The 19,930-nt window shown below is 65.9% G+C and carries 18 protein-coding genes; 8 read left to right on the top strand and 10 right to left on the bottom strand.

The features are described 5' to 3' along the window. Positions 1-84: 84 nt before the first annotated feature. The 3 genes from KJP29_RS10385 to KJP29_RS10375 all read right to left on the bottom strand — a co-directional run bounded on the left by KJP29_RS10385 (position 85) and on the right by KJP29_RS10375 (position 2,079). Complete coding sequence (locus KJP29_RS10385) at positions 85-642, bottom strand: fasciclin domain-containing protein (protein WP_218463490.1); 558 nt, start codon at positions 640-642, stop codon at positions 85-87. A gap of 223 nt (positions 643-865) precedes the next feature. Next, positions 866-1,540: an anti-sigma factor domain-containing protein gene (locus KJP29_RS10380; RefSeq protein WP_218463489.1), complete on the bottom strand. Its 675-nt coding sequence runs from the start codon at positions 1,538-1,540 to the stop codon at positions 866-868. Then, the gene (locus tag KJP29_RS10375; protein ID WP_218463488.1) at positions 1,537-2,079 is read right to left on the bottom strand and encodes a sigma-70 family RNA polymerase sigma factor; all 543 of its coding nucleotides are present in this window, start codon (positions 2,077-2,079) and stop codon (positions 1,537-1,539) included. The genes KJP29_RS10380 and KJP29_RS10375 overlap by 4 nt, the downstream gene beginning before the upstream one ends. A 152-nt stretch (positions 2,080-2,231) precedes the next feature. On the opposite strand from KJP29_RS10375, the gene cobS reads away from it, so the two are divergent. Beyond that, positions 2,232-3,218 (top strand): cobaltochelatase subunit CobS, encoded by a 987-nt coding sequence (gene cobS / locus KJP29_RS10370; RefSeq protein WP_218463487.1) that lies wholly within the window; start codon positions 2,232-2,234, stop codon positions 3,216-3,218. A 262-nt stretch (positions 3,219-3,480) separates the two neighbouring features. Further along, a complete protein-coding gene (locus KJP29_RS10365) occupies positions 3,481-3,861 on the top strand; it encodes a hypothetical protein (protein WP_218463486.1) in 381 nt (126 codons plus the stop codon). A 133-nt stretch (positions 3,862-3,994) separates the two neighbouring features. Here KJP29_RS10365 and KJP29_RS10360 read toward each other — a convergent pair whose 3' ends face one another. Continuing rightward, positions 3,995-4,597, bottom strand: a complete 603-nt coding sequence (locus KJP29_RS10360) for an NADPH-dependent FMN reductase (RefSeq protein WP_218463485.1) — start codon at positions 4,595-4,597, stop codon at positions 3,995-3,997. Between the two features lie 218 nt (positions 4,598-4,815). Between KJP29_RS10360 and cobT the strand changes: the two genes are divergently transcribed. The 4 genes from cobT (at position 4,816) to KJP29_RS10340 (ending at position 9,502) form a co-directional block, all read left to right on the top strand. Then, complete coding sequence (cobT, locus tag KJP29_RS10355) at positions 4,816-6,690, top strand: cobaltochelatase subunit CobT (RefSeq protein ID WP_218463484.1); 1,875 nt, start codon at positions 4,816-4,818, stop codon at positions 6,688-6,690. Continuing rightward, the gene (locus KJP29_RS10350) at positions 6,690-8,486 is read left to right on the top strand and encodes an aminopeptidase P family protein (RefSeq protein ID WP_218463483.1); all 1,797 of its coding nucleotides are present in this window, start codon (positions 6,690-6,692) and stop codon (positions 8,484-8,486) included. Before cobT ends, KJP29_RS10350 begins: the two co-directional genes overlap by 1 nt. Before the next feature lie 144 nt (positions 8,487-8,630). Then, entirely contained in the window at positions 8,631-8,972 is a 342-nt protein-coding gene (locus KJP29_RS10345; protein ID WP_218463482.1) for a DUF427 domain-containing protein, read from the top strand. Further along, a complete protein-coding gene (locus KJP29_RS10340) occupies positions 8,969-9,502 on the top strand; it encodes a GNAT family N-acetyltransferase (RefSeq protein ID WP_370630862.1) in 534 nt (177 codons plus the stop codon). The genes KJP29_RS10345 and KJP29_RS10340 overlap by 4 nt, the downstream gene beginning before the upstream one ends. Positions 9,503-9,506: 4 nt before the next feature. Here KJP29_RS10340 and KJP29_RS10335 read toward each other — a convergent pair whose 3' ends face one another. After that, positions 9,507-11,195 carry a chloride channel protein gene (locus KJP29_RS10335; protein ID WP_218463481.1) on the bottom strand — a complete coding sequence of 563 codons (1,689 nt, stop codon included), beginning with the start codon at positions 11,193-11,195 and terminating at the stop codon, positions 9,507-9,509. A gap of 73 nt (positions 11,196-11,268) precedes the next feature. Between KJP29_RS10335 and KJP29_RS10330 the strand changes: the two genes are divergently transcribed. Together KJP29_RS10330 and KJP29_RS10325 are read left to right on the top strand one after the other, a co-directional pair. Beyond that, entirely contained in the window at positions 11,269-12,639 is a 1,371-nt protein-coding gene (locus KJP29_RS10330) for an FAD-binding oxidoreductase (protein WP_218463480.1), read from the top strand. Then, positions 12,636-12,950 (top strand): hypothetical protein, encoded by a 315-nt coding sequence (locus KJP29_RS10325; protein ID WP_218463479.1) that lies wholly within the window; start codon positions 12,636-12,638, stop codon positions 12,948-12,950. Before KJP29_RS10330 ends, KJP29_RS10325 begins: the two co-directional genes overlap by 4 nt. 10 nt (positions 12,951-12,960) lie before the next feature. Here the strand turns inward: KJP29_RS10325 and recN are convergent, their stop codons facing one another. The 5 genes from recN to KJP29_RS10300 all read right to left on the bottom strand — a co-directional run bounded on the left by recN (position 12,961) and on the right by KJP29_RS10300 (position 19,913). Next, positions 12,961-14,613, bottom strand: a complete 1,653-nt coding sequence (gene recN / locus KJP29_RS10320) for a DNA repair protein RecN (protein ID WP_218463478.1) — start codon at positions 14,611-14,613, stop codon at positions 12,961-12,963. 9 nt (positions 14,614-14,622) lie between these two features. Next, a complete protein-coding gene (locus KJP29_RS10315) occupies positions 14,623-15,531 on the bottom strand; it encodes an outer membrane protein assembly factor BamD (protein WP_218463477.1) in 909 nt (302 codons plus the stop codon). A 269-nt stretch (positions 15,532-15,800) separates the two neighbouring features. After that, complete coding sequence (ftsZ, locus tag KJP29_RS10310; protein WP_218463476.1) at positions 15,801-17,432, bottom strand: cell division protein FtsZ; 1,632 nt, start codon at positions 17,430-17,432, stop codon at positions 15,801-15,803. Positions 17,433-17,679: 247 nt separating this feature from the next. Beyond that, a complete protein-coding gene (ftsA, locus tag KJP29_RS10305; RefSeq protein ID WP_218463475.1) occupies positions 17,680-19,014 on the bottom strand; it encodes a cell division protein FtsA in 1,335 nt (444 codons plus the stop codon). Then, positions 19,011-19,913 carry a cell division protein FtsQ/DivIB gene (locus KJP29_RS10300; RefSeq protein ID WP_218463474.1) on the bottom strand — a complete coding sequence of 301 codons (903 nt, stop codon included), beginning with the start codon at positions 19,911-19,913 and terminating at the stop codon, positions 19,011-19,013. The genes ftsA and KJP29_RS10300 overlap by 4 nt, the downstream gene beginning before the upstream one ends. Between the last annotated feature and the right edge of the window lie 17 nt (positions 19,914-19,930).

The raw sequence follows: 19,930 nt of genomic DNA, 5'->3' as shown, positions 1-19,930 counted from the left end.
ACCGTCGCCCGGGAAGGCAGGTGCGGGATGCGAAGGCTGCTCAGTCCCTCGCATCCCGCGGCTGCTCGGCCTCGAGAGCCCGCCTTACATGGCGGGCAGGAGAACCTCGTCGATCACGTGGATCACGCCGTTCGACTGGTCGACATCGGCGATGGTCACATTTGCGGTCCGGCCACGTTCGTCCGTGAGCATGATCTCGTCGCCATCATAGGTGGCCTGCAGCGTGCAGCCGCCCACGGTCGGAACCGGGTGGGTGCCGCCATCGTCGTCGATCATGCCCTTGATCGCGTCGGACATGGCGTCAGCCGAGACCACGTGGCAGGTCAGGACCTTGGTCAGCATTTCCTTGTTCTCGGGCTTCAGAAGGTTCTCGACGGTGCCGGCCTGAAGCTTCTCGAAGGCGGCATTGGTCGGCGCGAAGACGGTGAAGGGGCCCGGGCCCGACAGCGTTTCGACAAGGCCCGCGGCCTGCACGGCGGCGACCAGCGTGGTGTGGTCGGCGGAATTCACGGCGTTCTCGACGATGGTCTTGTCGGCGAACATGGGCGCACCGCCCACCATGGGGTTTTCGCTTTGGGCCAGGGCGGCCGAGGCGGTCAGCGCCAGGGCGGCGGTCGAAGTTGCGATGATCTTGCGTAGCATGGATATCTCCCTGAATGTTTCCCCCCCCGTGATCGGCGAGGTCACAGGAAGCCACGAAGCCTGATCGAGGCGAGTTTCAGGGGCTGCAAAAATCGGCATCACGGATGCGTGAAGTCATTGCCGGGTAACGGTTTTTCTCAGATTCGAAAGACAAAGGGGGCTGCCGGAGCACCCCCTTTGGCTGTGTGCCGAGGTCAGACAAGCACCACCTGCGAGTGCCGGGTCAGAGCGTCTGCACCCCGCCGGTCGCGATGACGGGCCCGGTGGGCGCCCCGGTAGGCGAGCCGCCCGGAGGTTCGACCGAAATGGCCAGTGTGGCGCCGTCGAACTGGGCCGCCACTTCTGGCGCGACGGCGATCCGGGCCGGATCGTCGCCCGGCAGAAGGCCCATCGAGACGGGCGCATTGCCCCCCGCGATAATCCAGAGCTCGTGGACCGTGCCTTCGTCCGGCGCGTCGTAGGGAATGACGTAAAGCTCGCCGGTGTCGCCGTCGTATCCGGCCGCCAAGAGGAGGGTGCCGTCCTCGGAGGCGAGGTCGATGTGATAGAGCGGATCGGCCGGCGGGCGCACCAGCCCCGCAGGCGGCACGACGAACAGAAGCACCGCGAGCGAGGCGGCCAGCAGCGTCGGGATCGCGGCCATGAGCCAGCGTGGCCCGGTGTCGCCTCCGAAGAGCCGGCCCTGCACCTCGCGCCAGACGCGCGTCGGCGGGGCGACTGGCGTGATGTCGTCGGTCAGCGACGTGAAGTCCTCCTGCCAGCCACGCACCAGCGCCGCCAGAGCGGGCTCGGCGTTCAGACGACGGGCAAAGGCCGCCGCCTCGGACATCGACATCAGCCCCAGCGCGTATTCACCGGCGAGGACACGGTCGTCATATGGCAGGTCGTCTTCGGTCATGCCTCCAGACACTCACGCAGTTTGATGAGGGACCGGCGCAACCAGGTCCGCATTGTATTGAGCGGCACGGCGAAACGATCCGCCAGATCCGCATAGGTTTCTCCGTCGAGATAGGCCCGGCGCACAGCCTCGGCCCGTTCTTCCTCCAGCGTGCCGAAACATTCGACGACACGTTGAGCCTCGGCCTTGGCGACGAGGCGATGTTCCACCCCGGGCGTGGGGTCGGGCATCCGCGCCATGGCGTCATCGTCGCTGTCGTGCCGCTTGCGGGCGCGCAGGCGGTCGATCGCGTGATTGCGGGCGATGGTGATGAGCCACGTCATGGGACTCGCTCCGCCCGCCTGATAGCGCTTCGCGCCGTTCCAGACCTTCACGTAAATCTCCTGCAACGCGTCTTCTGCTTCGCCCCGGTCATTCAAGACACGCAGGGTGACACCGAAGAGTTTCGCGGAGGTCGCGTCATAGAGCGATTTGAACGCCTTGCGATCACCCAGCGCACAGCGGGCGATGAAGGTCTCGATGTCGTCGCGTGTGGTCATGTCACCTCGTAACCTGCGGTCACCTTATGCGTTTTTCGGACGGGTGCAACGAATGTCGGCTGTTTGCGCCTGTAACACGGCGTTCCCCTTTCCCTCGCCCGCACAATCGGTATGTTGCGACGACGAACAAACGACGACACGAAGGACCCCCGATGGCTGACGGCAACACCGACATCAACGCGAAGCCGACCGAAGATGTTTCGGTCCGGGAGGTTTTTGGCATCGACACCGACATGAAGGTGAAAGGGTTCGCCGACCGGACGGACCGCGTGCCGGAACTCGACACGACCTACAAATTCGACCCCGACACCACGCTCGCGATCCTCGCCGGGTTTTCCCACAATCGCCGCGTGATGATCCAGGGCTATCACGGCACGGGCAAATCGACGCATATCGAGCAGGTCGCCGCGCGTCTGAACTGGCCGACAGTGCGGGTGAACCTCGACAGCCACATCAGCAGGATCGACCTCATAGGCAAGGACGCGATCAAGCTGCGCGACGGCAAGCAGGTGACCGAGTTCCACGAAGGCATCCTGCCCTGGGCGCTGCGCAACCCTGTCGCCATCGTCTTTGACGAATACGACGCCGGTCGCGCCGACGTGATGTTCGTGATCCAGCGAGTCCTCGAACATGACGGCAAGCTCACGCTTCTCGACCAGAACGAGATCATCACGCCGAACAAGTATTTCCGTCTCTTCGCGACCTCGAACACCGTGGGTCTCGGTGACACGACGGGGCTTTATCACGGCACCCAGCAGATCAACCAGGCGCAGATGGACCGCTGGTCGCTCGTTGCGACGCTGAACTACCTGTCGCATGACGCCGAGGCGGCCATCGTGCTGGCCAAGTCGCCGCATTACAACACCGAAGCGGGCCGCAAGACCGTGAACCAGATGGTGACAGTCGCGGACCTCACGCGCACGGCCTTCATGAACGGCGATCTGTCCACGGTGATGAGCCCGCGGACGGTGATTTCATGGTCTCAGAACGCCGAGATCTTCCGCAACGTGGGCTATGCCTTCCGCCTGACCTTCCTCAACAAATGCGACGAGCTCGAGCGCCAGACGGTGGCCGAGTTCTACCAGCGCTGCTTCGACGAGGAACTGCCGGAAAGCGCCGCGAACGTGCAGGTTCGGTAACAACTACTCACGATCTGGGCGCGCGGATCGCGACCTTCCGGGTCGATCCACCGCGCGCCCTGCGCTCCTTCAGCCACAGTCCAGATGAAATCGCTCCGCTGCGGAACCGCATCGGGGTCTTGATCATTTGGTCAAAAAGGCTCGGAAAATTCGGGGCTTCGCGACCGATCTTCACGAAACGTGAATGTTTGCGCTCGCAGCATGACCGGAGCATCCCCGTTTCCGTGCTTTACTGACCTTATTTTTATGGAAAGCTGGCGTCATGAGCAGGCTGACATCGAAAATACAGGCAGGCCTATTGGCTCTCGCTCTCCCAACCGCCGCTTCGGCGGCACCGAATGATCTGACGATGGGGTTCGCGAATTGCGCGGGGCGGCTGTCCGCGACGATGGAGTTCGAATGGCTCCTTGGGCAGGATGGCGAAACCGCACGCGCCGAACGGGATGCGATGGTGTCCCTGCTGGAAGCGGTGATGGCGCCCGAAGATGCCCGCGACACGCTCGCCCGTCGGATCGAGGCGAAATACGCGCATTCGGTCCTGCTGACCCGGGCGCATTTCAACGACGACGCGCAGGATGCGGCTTGGGCCGCCGACCGCGCCGAGGTCGAGATCGGGAGCTGCCGCGCGTTGATCCTGAGCTAGGATCGCGAGCCCTGCCAAATATCACCCGTCGCGGGCGGGCTGGACGATCCTTGCCGCCCTCGCCCGCTCCCACAGAAAAAGGCCCGCCTCCAGAGGCGGGCCTTTCCTGTCTTCGAGGACAGGACGGGGTGGATTACGCGGCTTTGGCAGCGGTTTCCTTGCGGGCGGACCGAAGGCTCGCCGCCCACCAAGACAGGTCGTCGAACATGGTGGTAACGGAAGGAAGAAGGTTTTCCTCGACCGCCTTTGTGCCCTTGCCCGCGCCCAACGGATGCGCGGCAAAGAAGTCCGCGCCGCCCAGGTGAAGCGCCGAGCGAACCGGGGCCATCTGAAGCTCGACCGCGATGGCGCGAAGATGCTCGACCGCGCGGGCCGCGCCCATGGAGCCATAGCCGAAGGCGGTCATGGGTTTGCGAACCCATTCCACATAGGCCTGATCCAGAGCGTTCTTCAGCGCGCCCGAGATCGAATGGTTGTATTCCGCAGTGACAAAGATGTAGCCGTCGAACTCGGCCACCTTCTTCTGCCATGCAATCGCTTTCGGGTCCTGCGAGGGCACCCAGGCGTTGGAAGCGACTTCGTCGAACAACGGCAGGTCGTAGTCGGCAAGGTCAACGAGTTCCACGTCAAAGTCGTCGCGTTTCTGCGCCTGTTCGAGAAGCCAGTTGGCCGGGTCGGCGCCGAAGCGGGCGTCGCGGGTCTGGCCGAGGATGATGGCGATTTTCGGTTTGGTCATGTCTGATCTCCCAGTCGGGGTTGCTGTGTGCGGTGTTGCGCTAGACATGAGCGCACATGAGACCCATATCAACCGGCGGTTCTGTGCAATCCAGCGCAGACTCTGCGCGAGGCCGCACTGGCCGATCCCCGAACCGGCGGACGCCTGCGCAGGGGCCCGCCGGTCTCGCCTGCGCGTCACCGCTTGCCCCCGCCCCGGCCCGGTGATTTAACCCAAGCATGGCAAAATCCAGCGACAACCCGGCCGATCCCTTCAAGAAGGCGCTTTCCGAAGCGACCAAGGTCATGGCCGACGACGGTGACCTGACCATCACCTATTCCGTGGACCCTTCCGGCGTGTCAGGAGAGTCGATGCGCCTGCCGCAGGTGACCCGGCGGATGAGCCGCGACGAGGTGCTTCTGGCGCGCGGCACGGCGGATGCGCTGGCGCTGAAACACCGCTACCATGACCGGGCGACCCACACGAAATATGCGCCCTCGGGCGACATGGCGCGGGCGATCTACGAGGCGATGGAAACTGCTCGCTGCGAGGCGATGGGGGCGCGTGTCATGCCCGGCACGGCGTCGAACATCGACCACAAGATTGCCGAGGAAAGCCTGCGCAAGGGTTACCTCGGCCTGACCCAACAGACGGACGCGCCTCTTGCGGAAGCGGCCGGGTTCTTCGTGCGCGAGGCGGCCACCGGGCGGGCCCTGCCCGCGGGCGCGAACAAGGTGCTCGACCTGTGGCGCGACTACATCGAGGGACAGGCCGGCGAAACCTTCGAAAGCCTGCAGACCAAGCTCGACGACCAGTCTGCCTTCGCTCGGTTCGCACGGCGGGTGATCGATGATCTGGGCTATGGCGACCAGCTGGGCGACGACCCGGACGACACCGACGAGGACGAAACCGACGAGGCCGAGGAAGACAGCGACCAGCAGGAAGAGCAGGGTTCAGAAGAAAACTCTGACGACGACGACACGTCGGAGGCCGACAGCGAACGCTCGCAGGAGGAACAGCAGGACCAGTCCGAGGCGCAGGTCTCGATGGACGACCTCGCCGACGAGGAGTTCACCGAGGAGGCGGAGATGCCCGATGCGGACGCCCCCCACGAGCCGCCGCCGCCCCCGCCCCCCTCGGACGCCGATCCGAATTACCGGGTCTACCTCGACACCCATGACGAGGAGATCGCCGCCGAGGACCTCGCGGAGCCCGCCGAACTGGAACGCCTGCGCGCCTATCTGGATCAGCAGCTGGAGCCCTTGAAAGGCGCTGTGTCCCGGCTCGCCAACAAGCTCCAGCGCCGCCTTCAGGCCCAGCAGAACCGAAGCTGGGAATTCGACCGGGAAGAGGGCATCCTCGACGCGGGTCGCCTTGCCCGTGTGGTCGCGAACCCTACGACTCCGCTCTCGTTCAAGGTCGAGAAGGACACCGAGTTTCGCGACACCGTGGTGACGCTCCTGCTGGACAACTCCGGTTCCATGCGTGGCCGCCCGATCTCTATCGCCGCGATCTGTGCCGACGTGCTTGCTCGCACGCTGGAACGCTGTGCGGTGAAGGTCGAGATCCTCGGTTTCACCACCCGCGCGTGGAAGGGCGGACAGGCGCGCGAGGCGTGGCTGGCCGAGGGTCGCCCGCAGGGCCCCGGACGCCTCAACGACCTGCGCCACATCATCTACAAATCCGCCGATGCCCCGATGCGCCGGACGCGGGCCAACCTTGGCCTCATGATGAAAGAGGGGCTGCTCAAGGAAAACATCGACGGCGAGGCGCTCGAATGGGCGCACCGGCGTCTGGTGAACCGGCGCGAGGCGCGCAAGATCCTGATGGTCATTTCGGATGGGGCACCGGTGGACGATTCGACGCTCTCGGTGAACCCGGCGAACTACCTCGAGAAACACCTGCGCGACGTGATCGCGATGGTGGAAAAGCGCAAGGCGGTCGAGCTTCTGGCCATCGGGATCGGGCATGACGTGACGCGCTATTACGATCGCGCCGTGACGATCACCGACGTCGAACAACTCGCTGGCGCGATGACCGAGCAGCTTGCGGCGCTTTTCGACAGCGACCCGCGCGCCCGGGCGCGGATCATGGGCATAAGGCGCGCGTCCTGATGTTCCAGGGGTTCGAAACGACCGCGGACCCGGCCCATGGTGCGGCCCGGCTCGCGGCCCTGCGCGCCGAGATGAAGGCGGAGGGGCTCGCCGCCTTCATCGTACCGCGCGCGGACGTCTACCAGGGCGAATATGTCGCCGAATGCGACGCGCGGCTTGCGTGGCTCACGGGGTTCACCGGCTCGGCTGGTTTCTGCATCGTGCTGAGGGACGAGGCGGGCGTCTTCATCGACGGTCGCTACCGCTCGCAGGTGAGCGATCAGGTCGATCTGGCGCAATTCACCCCGGTGAACTGGCCCGAGACGACAGCCGGGGACTGGTTGGCCGCGCGGCTCAACACCGGCAACCGTGTGGGCATCGACCCCTGGCTCCACACCACGCGCGAGGTCGAAGCCATCGACAAGGCGCTCGCCAAGGTCGGGGCTGGCGTGCATCCCGTCGCAAACCTCGTGGACCGGATCTGGACAGACCGCCCTGCCCCGCCAGCCGAGGCGATCAGCGAGCAACCGATTGAATTGACGGGCGTCTCCGCGCAGGAAAAATGCCAGATCATCGCCAGGACCCTACGTGATGACGGTGACGAGGCGGTGGTGATCACCCTGCCCGATTCCGTCTGCTGGCTGCTCAATGTCCGGGGCCGCGACATCGCGCACAACCCCGTGGTCCAGGCCATGGCGATCCTGACAGAAAGCGGGCATGTGACGGTCTTCACCGAAGACCGCGACCTTGGCCCCCTTGCCGAGATGGACGCCGTGACCGTCACGGGGCCCAAGGCGTTTCCGGCAGCCTTGCAGGGTCTGTCGGGCCCTGTCCGCGTGGACCGGACCTCGGCCCCCCATGCGGTGGGCCAGCTTCTGGCCGAGAAGGGCATCCCTGTGCATTGGGAGGCCGACCCCTGCGCCCTGCCCAAGGCGCGCAAGACCGAAGCCGAACTGAACGGCACCCGCGCCGCCCATCTGCGCGACGCGGCCGCGGTGGTCGAATTCCTGCACTGGTATGATGCGACCCTGCCCGAGAGCGAGCTGACCGAGATCGACCTCGTGACCGAGCTCGAAGGCTTCCGGCGGGCCACCAACGCGCTCGAGGACATCAGTTTCGAGACGATTTCGGGCACCGGCCCCCACGGCGCCGTCATCCACTACCGCGTGACGCGGGAAACGAACCGGCAGCTTGCAAAGGGCGACCTCGTCGTGCTGGACAGTGGCGGCCAATACCGCGACGGCACGACCGACATCACCCGCACCTTGCCGGTGGGCGACGTCGACGCCGACGAACGCGCGGCCTTCACTCGCGTTCTCAAGGGCATGATCGCCATCTCGCGTGCCCGTTTCCCGCGTGGCGTGACCGGCGCGCATCTCGACGCGCTCGCCCGCTATCCGCTCTGGCTCGCGGGGATGGATTACGACCACGGCACCGGGCATGGCGTCGGGTCATACCTCTCGGTTCATGAAGGGCCGCAGCGCCTGTCGCGGCTGTCTGACGTGCCGCTCGAACCCGGCATGATCTTGTCCAACGAGCCGGGCTATTACCGCGACGGCGCTTTTGGCATCCGGATCGAGAACCTCATCGCCGTGCGCGAGGCGGACCGCCTGCCCGGCGGCGACGACCGGGATTTCCTGTGTTTCGAGACGCTGACCTATGTGCCCATCGACCGCCGTCTGATCCTGCCCGACATGCTTGACGCGGGCGAACGCGCCTGGCTCGACGCATATCACCGAGCCTGCCTCGACAAACTGGGGTCAAAGGTGACGGGCGCGGCGCGGCTCTGGCTCGCGCGGGCCTGTGCGCCCCTGTGACAGACCGGCCAAAGGTCTGTGCGTCCCTGTCACTGTGCAGGGCCGCGCACATGCGCCACTATGCCACAGCCATTTGGCCGGAATGACACGTCGGGGTCATGAAACCCTTGTTAGGGTTCCGAAATGCGAAGGGGAGACGAGACAGTGAGCGACCATATCAGGATACACAAGGCGCAGGGCACCTGGGTCGTGCGCGCCGGCGGGGCCGTGCTGGGCGAAAGCCGCGACGCGCTCGAGCTGGTCGAAGGCGACTATCCCCCGGTGATCTACTTCCCGCGCGACGACATCGCGATGCGGATGCTGGAGCCCTCCGAGACCAAGACCACCTGCCCTTGGAAAGGCGAAGCGTCCTATTTCTCGATCCCGACGAAATCCACGGTGATCAAGGACGCGGCCTGGTCCTACGAGACGCCCAAGGACGGGATGGAGCGTATCGCGGGCCATCTGGCCTTCTACACCGGCAAGGTGACGGTCGAACAACTGTGACGCAGCCCGAGATACGGCGTGGGGCCGAGGCCATCGCGGCGCAGGTCGTGGGGCTTTTCGACCGCAGTTTCGGTGCCTCCGAAGGGGTGGACGAAGGGGCCGCGATTGCCGGTCTCGTGTCCCGGCTGATCGACGAGGGCGCTGATGTCTTCACCGCCTGGCTCGACGGTCGCATCGCCGGTGCGATCTGCTTCACGCCCCTTACCTACGACGATCCGCGCGGTGTTGCGCTCCTGTCTCCTGTGGCCGTGGACCCGGCCGTTCAGGGACACGGGATCGGGCAGGCCCTCATTCGGGCCGCGCTCGACCGGCTCGCGGCCGAGGGCGTGGCGATTGTCGTGACCTACGGCGACATCGCGTTCTATGGCAAGGTCGGCTTCGCCCCCGTCACGACCGACGTTGTCCCCGCCCCGCAAGCCCTGTCGCAGTCCGAAGGATGGATTGCGCAATCCCTGGCAGGCGCCCCGATCACGCCCCTGCCCGCGCCCGCCCGAGCCGTCCCGGCCTTTGACGACCCGGACCTGTGGTGATGCGCTAACTGTGCTCTTCGCGCGCCGTGTCGCTGAGTTTCAGGTTCACCGCTTTTAGCGCATCCACATGGTGAAGCGACCCCCACAACCCCGGGCTGTCGCCCTCACCGCCCAAGGTCACGACGGGAAGAAAGGCCGCGCCCGACGCCTCGAAGATCGGCATCGCGACCTCCAGCGTGGCGTTCCCGTCGACATAGACGCCGTCCTCGATCAACGCCCAGCACTCCACCTCGCTCGCCGCTTTCGGGTCGTCCTTCTTGCGCATGACCTTGGCCACGGGAAGCGTGGCGAGCAGCCACGCCTGGGGCCCGGCGGCAAGGTGTATGCCGCGCCGCTCAAGCTGCGTGAGGAAGAACGACATGTCGACCAGCCGTGACGCGATGGCGGTGGAAATCGAAACGGCGACCATGACCGCAAGCCCGGTCTGCCAGTCCCCGGTGAGTTCAAAGACAATCATGGTCGTGGAGATCGGCGCGCCCAGCACGGCGGCGGCCACCGCACCCATGCCCGCCAGCGCATAGAGGGTCTCGCTCCCGGAAACATCGGGAAAGATCGCCGTGGCGATGAGCCCGAAGGCCAGCCCGGTCAGCGCCCCGACCATAAGCGCAGGAGAAAACACCCCGCCCCCCATGCGCCCGCCCATGGTGATGGCCACGGCAATGACCTTCAGGATGGCGAAGACCACCGCCTCGTGCAGGACGAGCTGACCGGTGATGGCGCGCGCGGTGGTCTCATAGCCAACCCCGATGATGTGGGGAAAGACGATGGCGATGGCACCCAGCATCAGCCCGGCCAGCGCGGGGCGCAGCACGCGGGGCATCCGGGTCATCCGCAGGAACAGGTTTCCCATGTCGTCGGCAAAGAAGATCGCCTTCATGAGCGCCACGGCGACGACGCCCGAGACGACGCCCAGAAGCAGATAAGCGGGCAGCTCGACATAGAAGGCGAGCCCGCCCTTGTCGGGGAGGACGAACTCGCTCACGCCGCCATATTCCAGCCGGTTGATCACTGTCCCCGCGACGCTCGCAATGGCGATGGGGGCGAAGGCATGGACGGCGAAGTGACGCAGGACCACCTCCAGCGCGAAGAGCGCACCCGCAATGGGGGCATTGAAGCTCGCGGACACGGCGGCAGCGACCGCACAACCCAGAAGGTCGCGCGAATGGATCGCCGAGGCGTTGATCCGGGCGGAAACCCATGTGGCCATGACGGCTGCCATGTGCACGACCGGACCCTCGCGCCCCGAGGATCCGCCGGTGGCGAGCGTGATGAAGCTCGCGATCGCCGAGCCGACCCCGGCGCGCTTTTCCACCCGTCCTTCACGCAGCGCCGCGCCCTCGATCACGTCCGCCACCGAGCGCACCCGCCCGTCGTTCGTGGTCCAGTTGAGCACGATTCCGACGATCAGCCCGCCCACCGCAGGCAGGACGAGGATCAGGAACCAAGGCAGCGTTTCGGCAAAGCTGTGCAGATGCGCAACGTCGTCGGTGCCGTAGAGAAAGGCCTGCAAGCGCTCGATCCCCTTACGGAAGAAGAGCGCTGCGGTGCCGGCGGCGATCCCGATGATCAGGGCGATGACCCAGAACTGCGCCTGACCCGGTCCCTGCGTGCGGATCACATGGAGCACGCGATTGCGATAGGCGACGGCGGCCAGGATCCCCTGGCGTGCGCGCGCTTTCGCATCATTCAGCATAGCCCCACCCCGGGGCTTTTTAATGCCCCACCGCTTGTCTAGATTGCGTCGACCACTACGAGGACGACGATTGATGAGCATTCAAGCCGCTTGGCCCGAGTTGCAATCGGTTCTAGGGGATCGGATCACCCGCTCCAAGTCCGATCTGGACGCCCATGGCGGATCGGAGACCTACTTCCCTGCGGCGCCGCCGGAGGCGGTCGCCTATCCCGAGACGACCGAGGAGGTGTCCAAGCTCGCGGCCCTGTGTCACGGGCATGGCATTCCGATCGTCGGCTACGGCGCGGGAACCTCGCTCGAAGGGCATACCTCGGCCATTCGCGGCGGGCTGACGGTGGACTTCGGTCGGATGAACCGCGTGCTCGAAGTGCATCAGGGCGACATGGACGCGGTGATCCAGCCCGGCATCACGCGGGAGGCGCTGAACCTCGAACTCAGGACGACGGGCATGTTTTTTTCCGTCGATCCGGGGGCCAATGCTTCGCTCGGCGGGATGGCGGCGACGCGGGCCTCGGGCACGACGACGGTGCGTTACGGGACCATGCGCGACAACGTGCTGGCGCTGGAAGTGGTGCTTGCGGACGGTCGGATCATCCGCACCGGGACGCGGGCGCGGAAATCCTCGGCCGGCTATGACCTCACGGGGCTTTTCCTCGGATCCGAAGGCACGCTTGGCCTCATAACCGAGATGACCGTGCGGCTTCAGGGCCAGCCCGAGGCGATCAGCGCCGGGATCTGCGCCTTCGACGACATGAGCGCGGCGGTCGAGGCGGTGGTCGCGGTGATCCAGATGGGCCTGCCCATGGCGCGGATCGAGTTTCTCGACCCGGACGCAGTGCGCGCGGTCAATGCCTATTCCGGCACCGACGTGCCCGAGACGCCGCATCTTTTCGTCGAGTTCCACGGCACGGAAAACGGCGTCGCCGACGACGCCGCGCGCTTTACCGAGATCGTCGCGGACTTCGGGGCACATGGCGTAGAGGTGGCGATCAGGCCCGAGGACCGCACAGCGCTCTGGACCATGCGCCACCATGCCTATTGGGCCTGTCTCGGGCTGCGCAAGGGCTGTCGGGCGTTGGTCACCGACGTTTGCGTGCCGATTTCACGGCTCGCCGAGGCGGTCACGGAGACGCAGGCGGATATCGCCGAAAGCGGTATGCTAGGGCCGATCCTCGGTCACGTGGGCGACGGGAACTTTCACGCCATCTTGCTGGTTGACCCGGAACAGCCCGCCGAGCTCGAGGTGGCGCGCAAGCTGGGTTCGCGAATGAGCGAACGGGCGCTGCGGCTCGGCGGGACTGTCACCGGGGAACACGGCATCGGTATAGGCAAGCTTGCATATATGGAGGCCGAACATGGCGAGGCCTGGGCCGTGATGGGCGACATCAAGGCCGCGCTCGATCCCCGGGGCATCTTGAACCCCGGCAAAATGGTCAGGACGTGAAACGACCAAAGGTCAACGCAGAGACAATCAGACGCATCTGGAACCGGACCCTGCACCATGCAGAGCACCGCTTGCCCCCCGGCACGCGGGTCCTGGTGGGGCTGCTTCTGATGGTCGGGGGTGTCTTCGGTTTCCTGCCGGTCATCGGCTTCTGGATGTTGCCCCTGGGGGTCGCGGTGGCCGCGATGGACATTCGCCCGCTCTGGCGCAAGTTCTTCGGGCCCGGTCACATGCCGCCGCCCCGGTCGCTTCAAGTGCCCCCGTCAGACAAGGAAGTGCGCGAGGAAGATGTGGATCGGCCGCGCGACTGAGAGCCGTTCCTTAGCCCAGAAGGCTCGCCGCCGCGGCGCGGGCCTCGTCGGTGATCGTGTCGCCGGAGATCATGCGCGCGATCTCGTCCACGCGCTCGGTCGCGCCCAAGGGCGTGACCCGCGACAGGGTCATATCGTTCTCGACCGCTTTGGCCACCCGCCAATGATGGGCACCAAGCGCCGCGACCTGCGGCGAATGGGTGACGACCAGCACCTGCCCCCCTTCGTCGGCGAGCGCCTTGAGCCGCCTCCCGACCGCATCGGCGGTGGCCCCGCCCACGCCCCGGTCGATCTCGTCGAAGATCATCGTCAGCCCTTCGGCATCCCGTGTCAGGCAGACCTTGAGCGCCAGCAGGAAACGCGAGAGTTCACCTCCTGAGGCGATCCGGTTGAGCGCGCCCGCCGGTGCGCCCGGGTTGGTGGCGACGGTGAAGGTCACCTCGTCGCGCCCCTCGGGCCCCGCGTCTCCTGCCGCGATCTCGGTGGTGAAGACCGCGCGCTCCATCTTGAGCGGCGCAAGCTCGGCGCCCATCGCCGCATCGAGCCGGGTGGCCGCTTCGGTGCGGGCCCCGGTCAGCGCCGCCGCAGCCGCGTCATAGGCAGCAAGTGCTGCCGTTTCCGCCTTGGTCAGCTCGGCAATGTCGCCTTCGCCCTTGTCGAGCGCGGCGAGCTTTTCGGCGATGTCGGTCGCGAAGGCGGCGAGGTCGTCGGGCGCGACGCCATGCTTGCGTGCCAGACCCCGGATGGCGAACAGGCGCTCCTCGGTGCGCTCAAGCTCCATCGGGTCGAAGGCGAGCGTTTCCATCGCGTCCTCGACGCCCTGCATCGCCTCGCCCAGTTCGACAAGCGCGCGGTTGAGGGCCTCGATCACCGGATCGAGCGTCTCGCCCGCCCGGTCGGCGACCCCTTCGAGCCAGCGAAGGGCATCGCCCATCCGCCCTTCCGCCCCTTCACCCGGTCCGAGCGACTGCGCGGCCTTCGCCACGTCCTCGCCGATGCGCTGCCCGGCCTGCATGAGGCGGCGGCGGGCATCAAGGTCGGCCTCCTCGCCGGGCTGCGGGTCCAGTTTTTCAAGCTCGCCGCCGGCATGGCGCAGGAAGTCCTCTTCCTCGCGGGCGGCGGCGAGGCGGGCCTCGGCCGCTTCGCGCGCCTTGCGAGCAGCGGAGAGCGCCTTCCATGCCGCGCGCACGGACTCGACCTTCGGTTCCAGGGCACCGAACTGATCAAGGAGCAAACGGTGTGTGCGCGGGTTCAGGAGACCCTTATCGTCCTGTTGGCCGTGCAATTCGACAAGGGTTTCCGACAGCGCGCGCAGCACGTCGCCCGACGCACGGCGGTCATTGACCCAGGCGCTTTTCGCGCCGCCCGTGCGGTTCACCCGGCGCAAGATGAGTTCATCGCGCACGGGAAGCCCGGCCTCGTCCAGAACGGCGCGCGCCGGATGGCCCGTGGGCAGGTCGAAGACGGCGACGACCTCGCCCTCTTCCGCGCCCTGACGGACGAGATCCGCACGACCGCGCCAGCCCAGCACGAACCCCAGCGAATCGAGCAGGATCGACTTGCCCGCACCCGTTTCCCCGGTGAGAACGTTAAGTCCCGGCCGGAAATCCAGTTCCAGCCGGTCGATGATGAGCATGTCCCGGATGTCTAGGCTGCGAAGCATGACGAATGCCTAGAGCCACTCGCCCTTGATCATCTGACGGTAGATCGCGGCAAGCCAGTTGTTGCCCGAGGCCTGCGGCTTGAGCCCGTTCTTGGTCAGCAGATTGAAGCTGTCCTTGTACCACTCGGTCGACTGGAAGTTGTAGCCAAGGATTGCGCCGGCGGTCTGCGCTTCGTCGGTCAGGCCGAGCGAAATGTAGCTTTCCACAAGGCGGTGCAGCGCTTCGGGCGTCTGCGTCGTGGTCTGGAACTGTTCGACCACCACGCGGAACCGCGCCACGGCGGCGGCGTAATGCTTGCGCTTGAGGTAGTAGCGCCCGATCTCCATTTCCTTCGCCGCGAGATGGTCGAAGGCGAGGTCGAACTTGAGAATGGCGGAGCGCGCGTATTCGGTATCGGGGTAAAGCTCGATCACGTCGCGCAGCGCCTGAAGCGCCTGGAAGGTCAGGCCCTGATCCCGGCCGACGTCTTCGATCTGGTCATAGTAGGACAGCGCGAGGAGATAGGTGGCATAGCCCGCGTCTTCGTCGCCCGGATAGAAATCGACGAAACGCTGCGCGGCGGCACGCGCCTGTTCGTATTCCTTGTCCTGATGATGGGCATAGGCCTGCATGATCAGGGCGCGCTTGGACAGGTCGGTATAGGGGTAAAGACGTTCGACTTCGCCGTACCAGCGGGCGGCTTCCTCGAAGTTCTTGTTCTCGAGTTCGTATTCGGCGCGGGCAAAGATCTGTTCTGCGGTGAAATCCTCGATCGGCTTCTTTTCCCGATCGTCGCCAAAGAGCCCGCCGAAGAACCCACCGATACCGCCTCCGCCGGACGCGCCGCCGGAACAGGCCGAAAGCGAGGCGGCGAGCACCAGCACGGCAGCGGTCTTGAGGACCTTCGATCCCCGGATCACGCGGTCTTGTCCCTGCATGTCTTGCGCCTACCCACCCAAGTGATTCACCGGGTGGCTAACTCCCCCCAGCCTGTGTTGCGTCGTTTTCTAGCACAGATATTTTCGAGGCAAAATGGTTTGCCGCCCAAAAAACACCCGATGTGGCGCGGGAAAATCAGCCCCCGACAAAATATGGTGGAGCCGTTCCGCAGGGCATGAGCCTCGGGCCATAAGTGCCGGATACAAAAGCAAAAAGGCCGACCCGAAGGCCGACCCTTTCACGAGGTGTTCTGGTGTCGCGAGGGCGATCAATTCGCCTGGCGCCGCAGGAAAGCGGGGATTTCCACTCGTTCCTGTTCCGGGTCATGCGGCGCGGCCTGCGGCCGGCTCTGATGGCCCGCCTGCGGCTCGTGCCGTTCGGCGTGGGCTTCGGCGCCCTGCCCGGTCATGCGGTTGATGAGTGAGTTGATCCCGAAACGCGGCTTGGCGTCGCCCTGCGGGGCCGGCTGACCGCCCTGACCCGGACGGGTCCGGCTGACGGCGGCTTCAAGACGGGCCAGCGCTTCTGCCGAGGGCTGACCGGGTTGCGGCGCCTTGGGGGCGACGAACTGGGCCACGGGCTCTTCCCGGTAGTGCTGCGCGGGCTGCTGATACTGCTGCGGTTGCGGCTGGGGCGCCGGCTGATAAGCCGGTTCCTGACGCGACTGGAACACCGGAGCGGGTTGGTCGTCGCCGGCTTCCTCTGCCGGGAAGATGTTCTCGACCTGCTCTTCGGCGGCATAGGCCGTGGCGTCGATCTCTTCCTCGAAGAAGCTGTGCTGCGCGGGCTGCGCTTCGGCCTGCGGCTGGTAGGCCGGGGCCGGCTCGGGTTCGGGGTCCTGCGCGCGGGGCGCAGCCGCAGCGCTGCGGGCTTCGCGGCCCACCGGCTCCGAGTAGGAGCGGCGCGGCAGCGGCACGTCGGCGTGGCTTTCCACGGCGTCGATGCCGGTGGCGACCACGGAGACACGCATCATGCCTTCCATGTCGGTGTCGAGCGTGGAGCCCACGATGATGTTGGCGTCCTGATCCACCTCTTCGCGGATGCGGTTCGCCGCTTCGTCGAGTTCGAAGAGCGTGAGGTCGTAGCCGCCAGTGATGTTGATGAGCACGCCCTTCGCACCCTTGAGCGAGATCTCGTCAAGGAGCGGGTTCGCGATGGCTTTTTCGGCAGCCTGAATGGCGCGGTCTTCGCCAGAGGCTTCCCCGGTTCCCATCATCGCCTTGCCCATCTCGTCCATGACCGCGCGCACATCGGCGAAGTCGAGGTTGATGAGGCCCGGACGCACCATCAGATCGGTCACGCCCTTGACACCCTGATAGAGCACGTCGTCGGCCATCGAGAAGGCTTCGGTGAAGGTGGTCTTTTCGTTGGCAAGACGGAACAGGTTCTGGTTCGGAATGATGATCAGCGTATCGACCATCTTCTGGAGCGCTTCGACGCCCTCTTCCGCCTGCCGCATACGCTTCGCGCCTTCGAACTGGAAGGGCTTGGTCACGACGCCGACGGTCAGCACGCCCAGTTCACGCGCGGCCTGCGCGATGATCGGGGCGGCGCCCGTTCCGGTGCCGCCGCCCATGCCGGCGGTGATGAAGCACATATGCGCGCCAGCGAGGTGATCGACGATCTGTTCGATCGACTCTTCGGCAGCGGCGGCGCCGACGCTGGCACGGGCACCGGCACCCAGCCCTTCGGTCACTTTCACACCCATCTGGATGCGGGCCGGGGCTTTCGCCTGCTGCAACGCCTGCGCGTCGGTGTTGGCCACGACGAACTCGACGCCCTCGAGCGCCTTGTCGATCATGTTGTTGACCGCATTCCCGCCAGCGCCCCCGACGCCGAACACGGTGATACGGGGCTTAAGGTCTTGGTCCTGACCCGGCATGGTGAGGTTCAATGTCATGATCTTTCTACCGCCTGTCCTTTGACTTTCGTCATGCGTGACTATCGTCTTTCGCGGGATTTTCCCGCTCCGTGGCCCGACTTGTCGTCGGCGTTGTGGTTCCCGGATGATCCGGCGTCTGCCTATTCCCCACAACTCTAGCGGCGTTCGCCCGCTAGGTCACGCAAAAAACACGAAAAAGTCCCAACATCCGGGGGTTCCCCGGCAAGAATCCGCGAAATTTCGCCTTCCCAGCGATATCTGGTGGTTACCAGTTGTCCTTGAACCACTTGACGGCCCAGCGCAGGCTTCTCGCCGGGTAGGACTCGGCCGGGATATCAAAGTCCCACCATTCGTCCTGAGGGTTCGAGGCAAACAGGCAAAGCCCAACCGCCGACGCGAATGCAGCACCTGTCGCGGCCTGTGGCAAGCCCTGAACGCGCAGGGGGCGTCCGATGCGCACTTGATTGCCGAGAATCCGGGGAGCGAGGCCATCCAGGCCCGGAATCTGGCTTGCGCCACCCGTCAGGACGATCTGCTGGCTAGGCAGATGGTCGAATCCCGCTGCATCAAGTCGTGTGCGAACCTCTTCGAGTATCTCCTCGACTCGGGGGCGCATGATGCCGATGAGCTCCGACCGCGATACGGTGCGCCGGTCGTGTTCCCAGTCCCCGGTGTCGCCGCCGATCTCGATCATTTCGCGGTCGTCCATGCCAGTGGCCATGAGACCGCCGTAGAAGGTCTTGATCCGCTCGGCAGTGGCCATGGGCACCTGAAGCCCCTTGGAGATGTCCGAGGTCACGTGATCGCCGCCGAGCCGCACGCTATCGGCATAGATCATGTGTTTCTTCATGAAGATCGACACGCCGGTCGCACCGCCGCCCATGTCGACGCAGGCCGCGCCAAGCTCCTGTTCGTCCTCGACAAGGCTCGACATCCCCGCCGTGTAGGACGACGAGGCGAGCCCGGCGAGTTCCAGGTCACAGCGCTTGATGCAGTAGCAGACATTGCGCACCGTGGCCGCATCGACGGTCAAGAGGTGCATGTCGACGGCGAGCGACTTGCCGATCTGGCCGCGCGGGTCACCAAGCCCGGAGCGATGGTCGAGCGCGAAGTTCACCGGCTGGGCATGGATCACCTCCCGCCCTTCGCCGAAATCGGGCACGTCGCAGTTGGCCATCACGCGGGCGATGTCCTCTTCGCTGACCGCCTGCCCTATGACCTCGACCTCGCCCGCCACGCCGTAGCTGCGCGGGTTCGCCCCCGAGAAGGTCGCGATCACGTGGTCCACCCGGATGTTCGCCATCTTCTGCGCCGCCTGCACCGCCGTGCGGATCGCGCGCTCGGTTTCCTGCATGGCGTCGATCTCGCCGAAGCGCACGCCGCGCGACCGGGTGGTGGCGGCCCCGATGATGCGGAACCCGGACTGCCCCGCAAGGCTCCCCACCCCGTCGCTCGGCCGGGACTTCTCGGGCCCGTCGAAGCGCAGGACCAGACATCCGATCTTGGACGTGCCGATGTCGAGCACCGCGATCACGCCGCGTTGCATCGCGGTCTTGCGCATGGCGCGCATCGCACGCTGTTGTTCGTAGAGCATGGTCATCGGGGGGAGGCTCCGGTGGTCTGGCTGCGGATTGTGCGAAGTTCGGCGACGGCGGGTTCCGTCATGCGGAGCGTGGGCCGCGCGGGGGTGCGCATGTCCACGGTGGTGATGTCGCGGCCCAGAAGGTCCTGTGCCTCGTCGAGGGCAAGGACCTGTTCAAGGGCGGCAACGGGCGCGACCTCGGGCAACTGGATGGTCTGGCCGCGGTCGAGCACGATGTCCCAGCGCCGTTCTCCGATCCGGACGAGCCCGCGGATGCGCGGGGTGATGGGGCCGGCGGCATCGAGTATGGCGAGCGCCTCGCGCACCCTCTCGTCGGCGCCCTGCCCCGCGATCATGGGAAGCTCCGGTCGCGCCGCGCGTTCGGTGACCGAGGCGACGCGGTGGCCGGTCGCGTCCAGCATATCGATCCCGCCCGCTCGGCGCCAAAGAACCGCGGGTTCCCGCTCGGTCACGGAGACCTCGAGCACCCCGCCGGGCCGGACACGAAGCGAGACATGCTCGATCACGTCGAGCGAGGCGACGCGCGCCTGCATGGCATCAAGGTCGAGGTCGAAAGAAGACACCGGAAAGTCTATAGGAAGAAGGTCGCGCACCGCTCCGTCCACCACGGGCGAGGCCCCTTCGATGGCCATGAGCTTGACGGCGAACTCGGGGCGGCCCTCGATAGACTCGCGCACGTCAGCCACCTTGTCGGTGATGGCCGTCCGGTTCGCGGGGTTGGAAATGTAGCCGAAGGTGACCGCAGCGACCAGAAACACCGGGAGCCCCACGCGCAGCAGGATGCGGTAGAAGGGCGTGAGCCACATGCGGTGGATGCGGTAGGCCCAGCGCGAGGGCGCCGGATCGCGGCGGATCGAGGTCTGCGCCCGGCGGCGGGACAGGAAGCCGGGTTTCATGGGCGCAGGCGCTTCCA

Origin of the sequence: Maritimibacter sp. DP1N21-5 (assembly GCF_019218295.1) — a bacterium.
Lineage (GTDB): Bacteria > Pseudomonadota > Alphaproteobacteria > Rhodobacterales > Rhodobacteraceae > Maritimibacter.
Note: the sequence above shows the minus strand (reverse complement) of the source record. Positions and strands in the feature narration are given on the sequence as shown.

Excerpts from the sequence above, each read along its gene's own strand:
- KJP29_RS10385 (WP_218463490.1), bottom strand. The coding sequence starts at position 642 with ATGCTACGCAAGATCATCGCAACTTCGACCGCCGCCCTGGCGCTGACC.
- KJP29_RS10380 (WP_218463489.1), bottom strand. The coding sequence starts at position 1,540 with ATGACCGAAGACGACCTGCCATATGACGACCGTGTCCTCGCCGGTGAA.
- KJP29_RS10375 (WP_218463488.1), bottom strand. The coding sequence starts at position 2,079 with ATGACCACACGCGACGACATCGAGACCTTCATCGCCCGCTGTGCGCTG.
- cobS (WP_218463487.1), top strand. The coding sequence starts at position 2,232 with ATGGCTGACGGCAACACCGACATCAACGCGAAGCCGACCGAAGATGTT.
- KJP29_RS10365 (WP_218463486.1), top strand. The coding sequence starts at position 3,481 with ATGAGCAGGCTGACATCGAAAATACAGGCAGGCCTATTGGCTCTCGCT.
- KJP29_RS10360 (WP_218463485.1), bottom strand. The coding sequence starts at position 4,597 with ATGACCAAACCGAAAATCGCCATCATCCTCGGCCAGACCCGCGACGCC.
- cobT (WP_218463484.1), top strand. The coding sequence starts at position 4,816 with ATGGCAAAATCCAGCGACAACCCGGCCGATCCCTTCAAGAAGGCGCTT.
- KJP29_RS10350 (WP_218463483.1), top strand. The coding sequence starts at position 6,690 with ATGTTCCAGGGGTTCGAAACGACCGCGGACCCGGCCCATGGTGCGGCC.
- KJP29_RS10335 (WP_218463481.1), bottom strand. The coding sequence starts at position 11,195 with ATGCTGAATGATGCGAAAGCGCGCGCACGCCAGGGGATCCTGGCCGCC.
- KJP29_RS10330 (WP_218463480.1), top strand. The coding sequence starts at position 11,269 with ATGAGCATTCAAGCCGCTTGGCCCGAGTTGCAATCGGTTCTAGGGGAT.
- recN (WP_218463478.1), bottom strand. The coding sequence starts at position 14,613 with ATGCTTCGCAGCCTAGACATCCGGGACATGCTCATCATCGACCGGCTG.
- KJP29_RS10315 (WP_218463477.1), bottom strand. The coding sequence starts at position 15,531 with ATGCAGGGACAAGACCGCGTGATCCGGGGATCGAAGGTCCTCAAGACC.
- ftsZ (WP_218463476.1), bottom strand. The coding sequence starts at position 17,432 with ATGACATTGAACCTCACCATGCCGGGTCAGGACCAAGACCTTAAGCCC.
- ftsA (WP_218463475.1), bottom strand. The coding sequence starts at position 19,014 with ATGACCATGCTCTACGAACAACAGCGTGCGATGCGCGCCATGCGCAAG.
- KJP29_RS10300 (WP_218463474.1), bottom strand. The coding sequence starts at position 19,913 with ATGAAACCCGGCTTCCTGTCCCGCCGCCGGGCGCAGACCTCGATCCGC.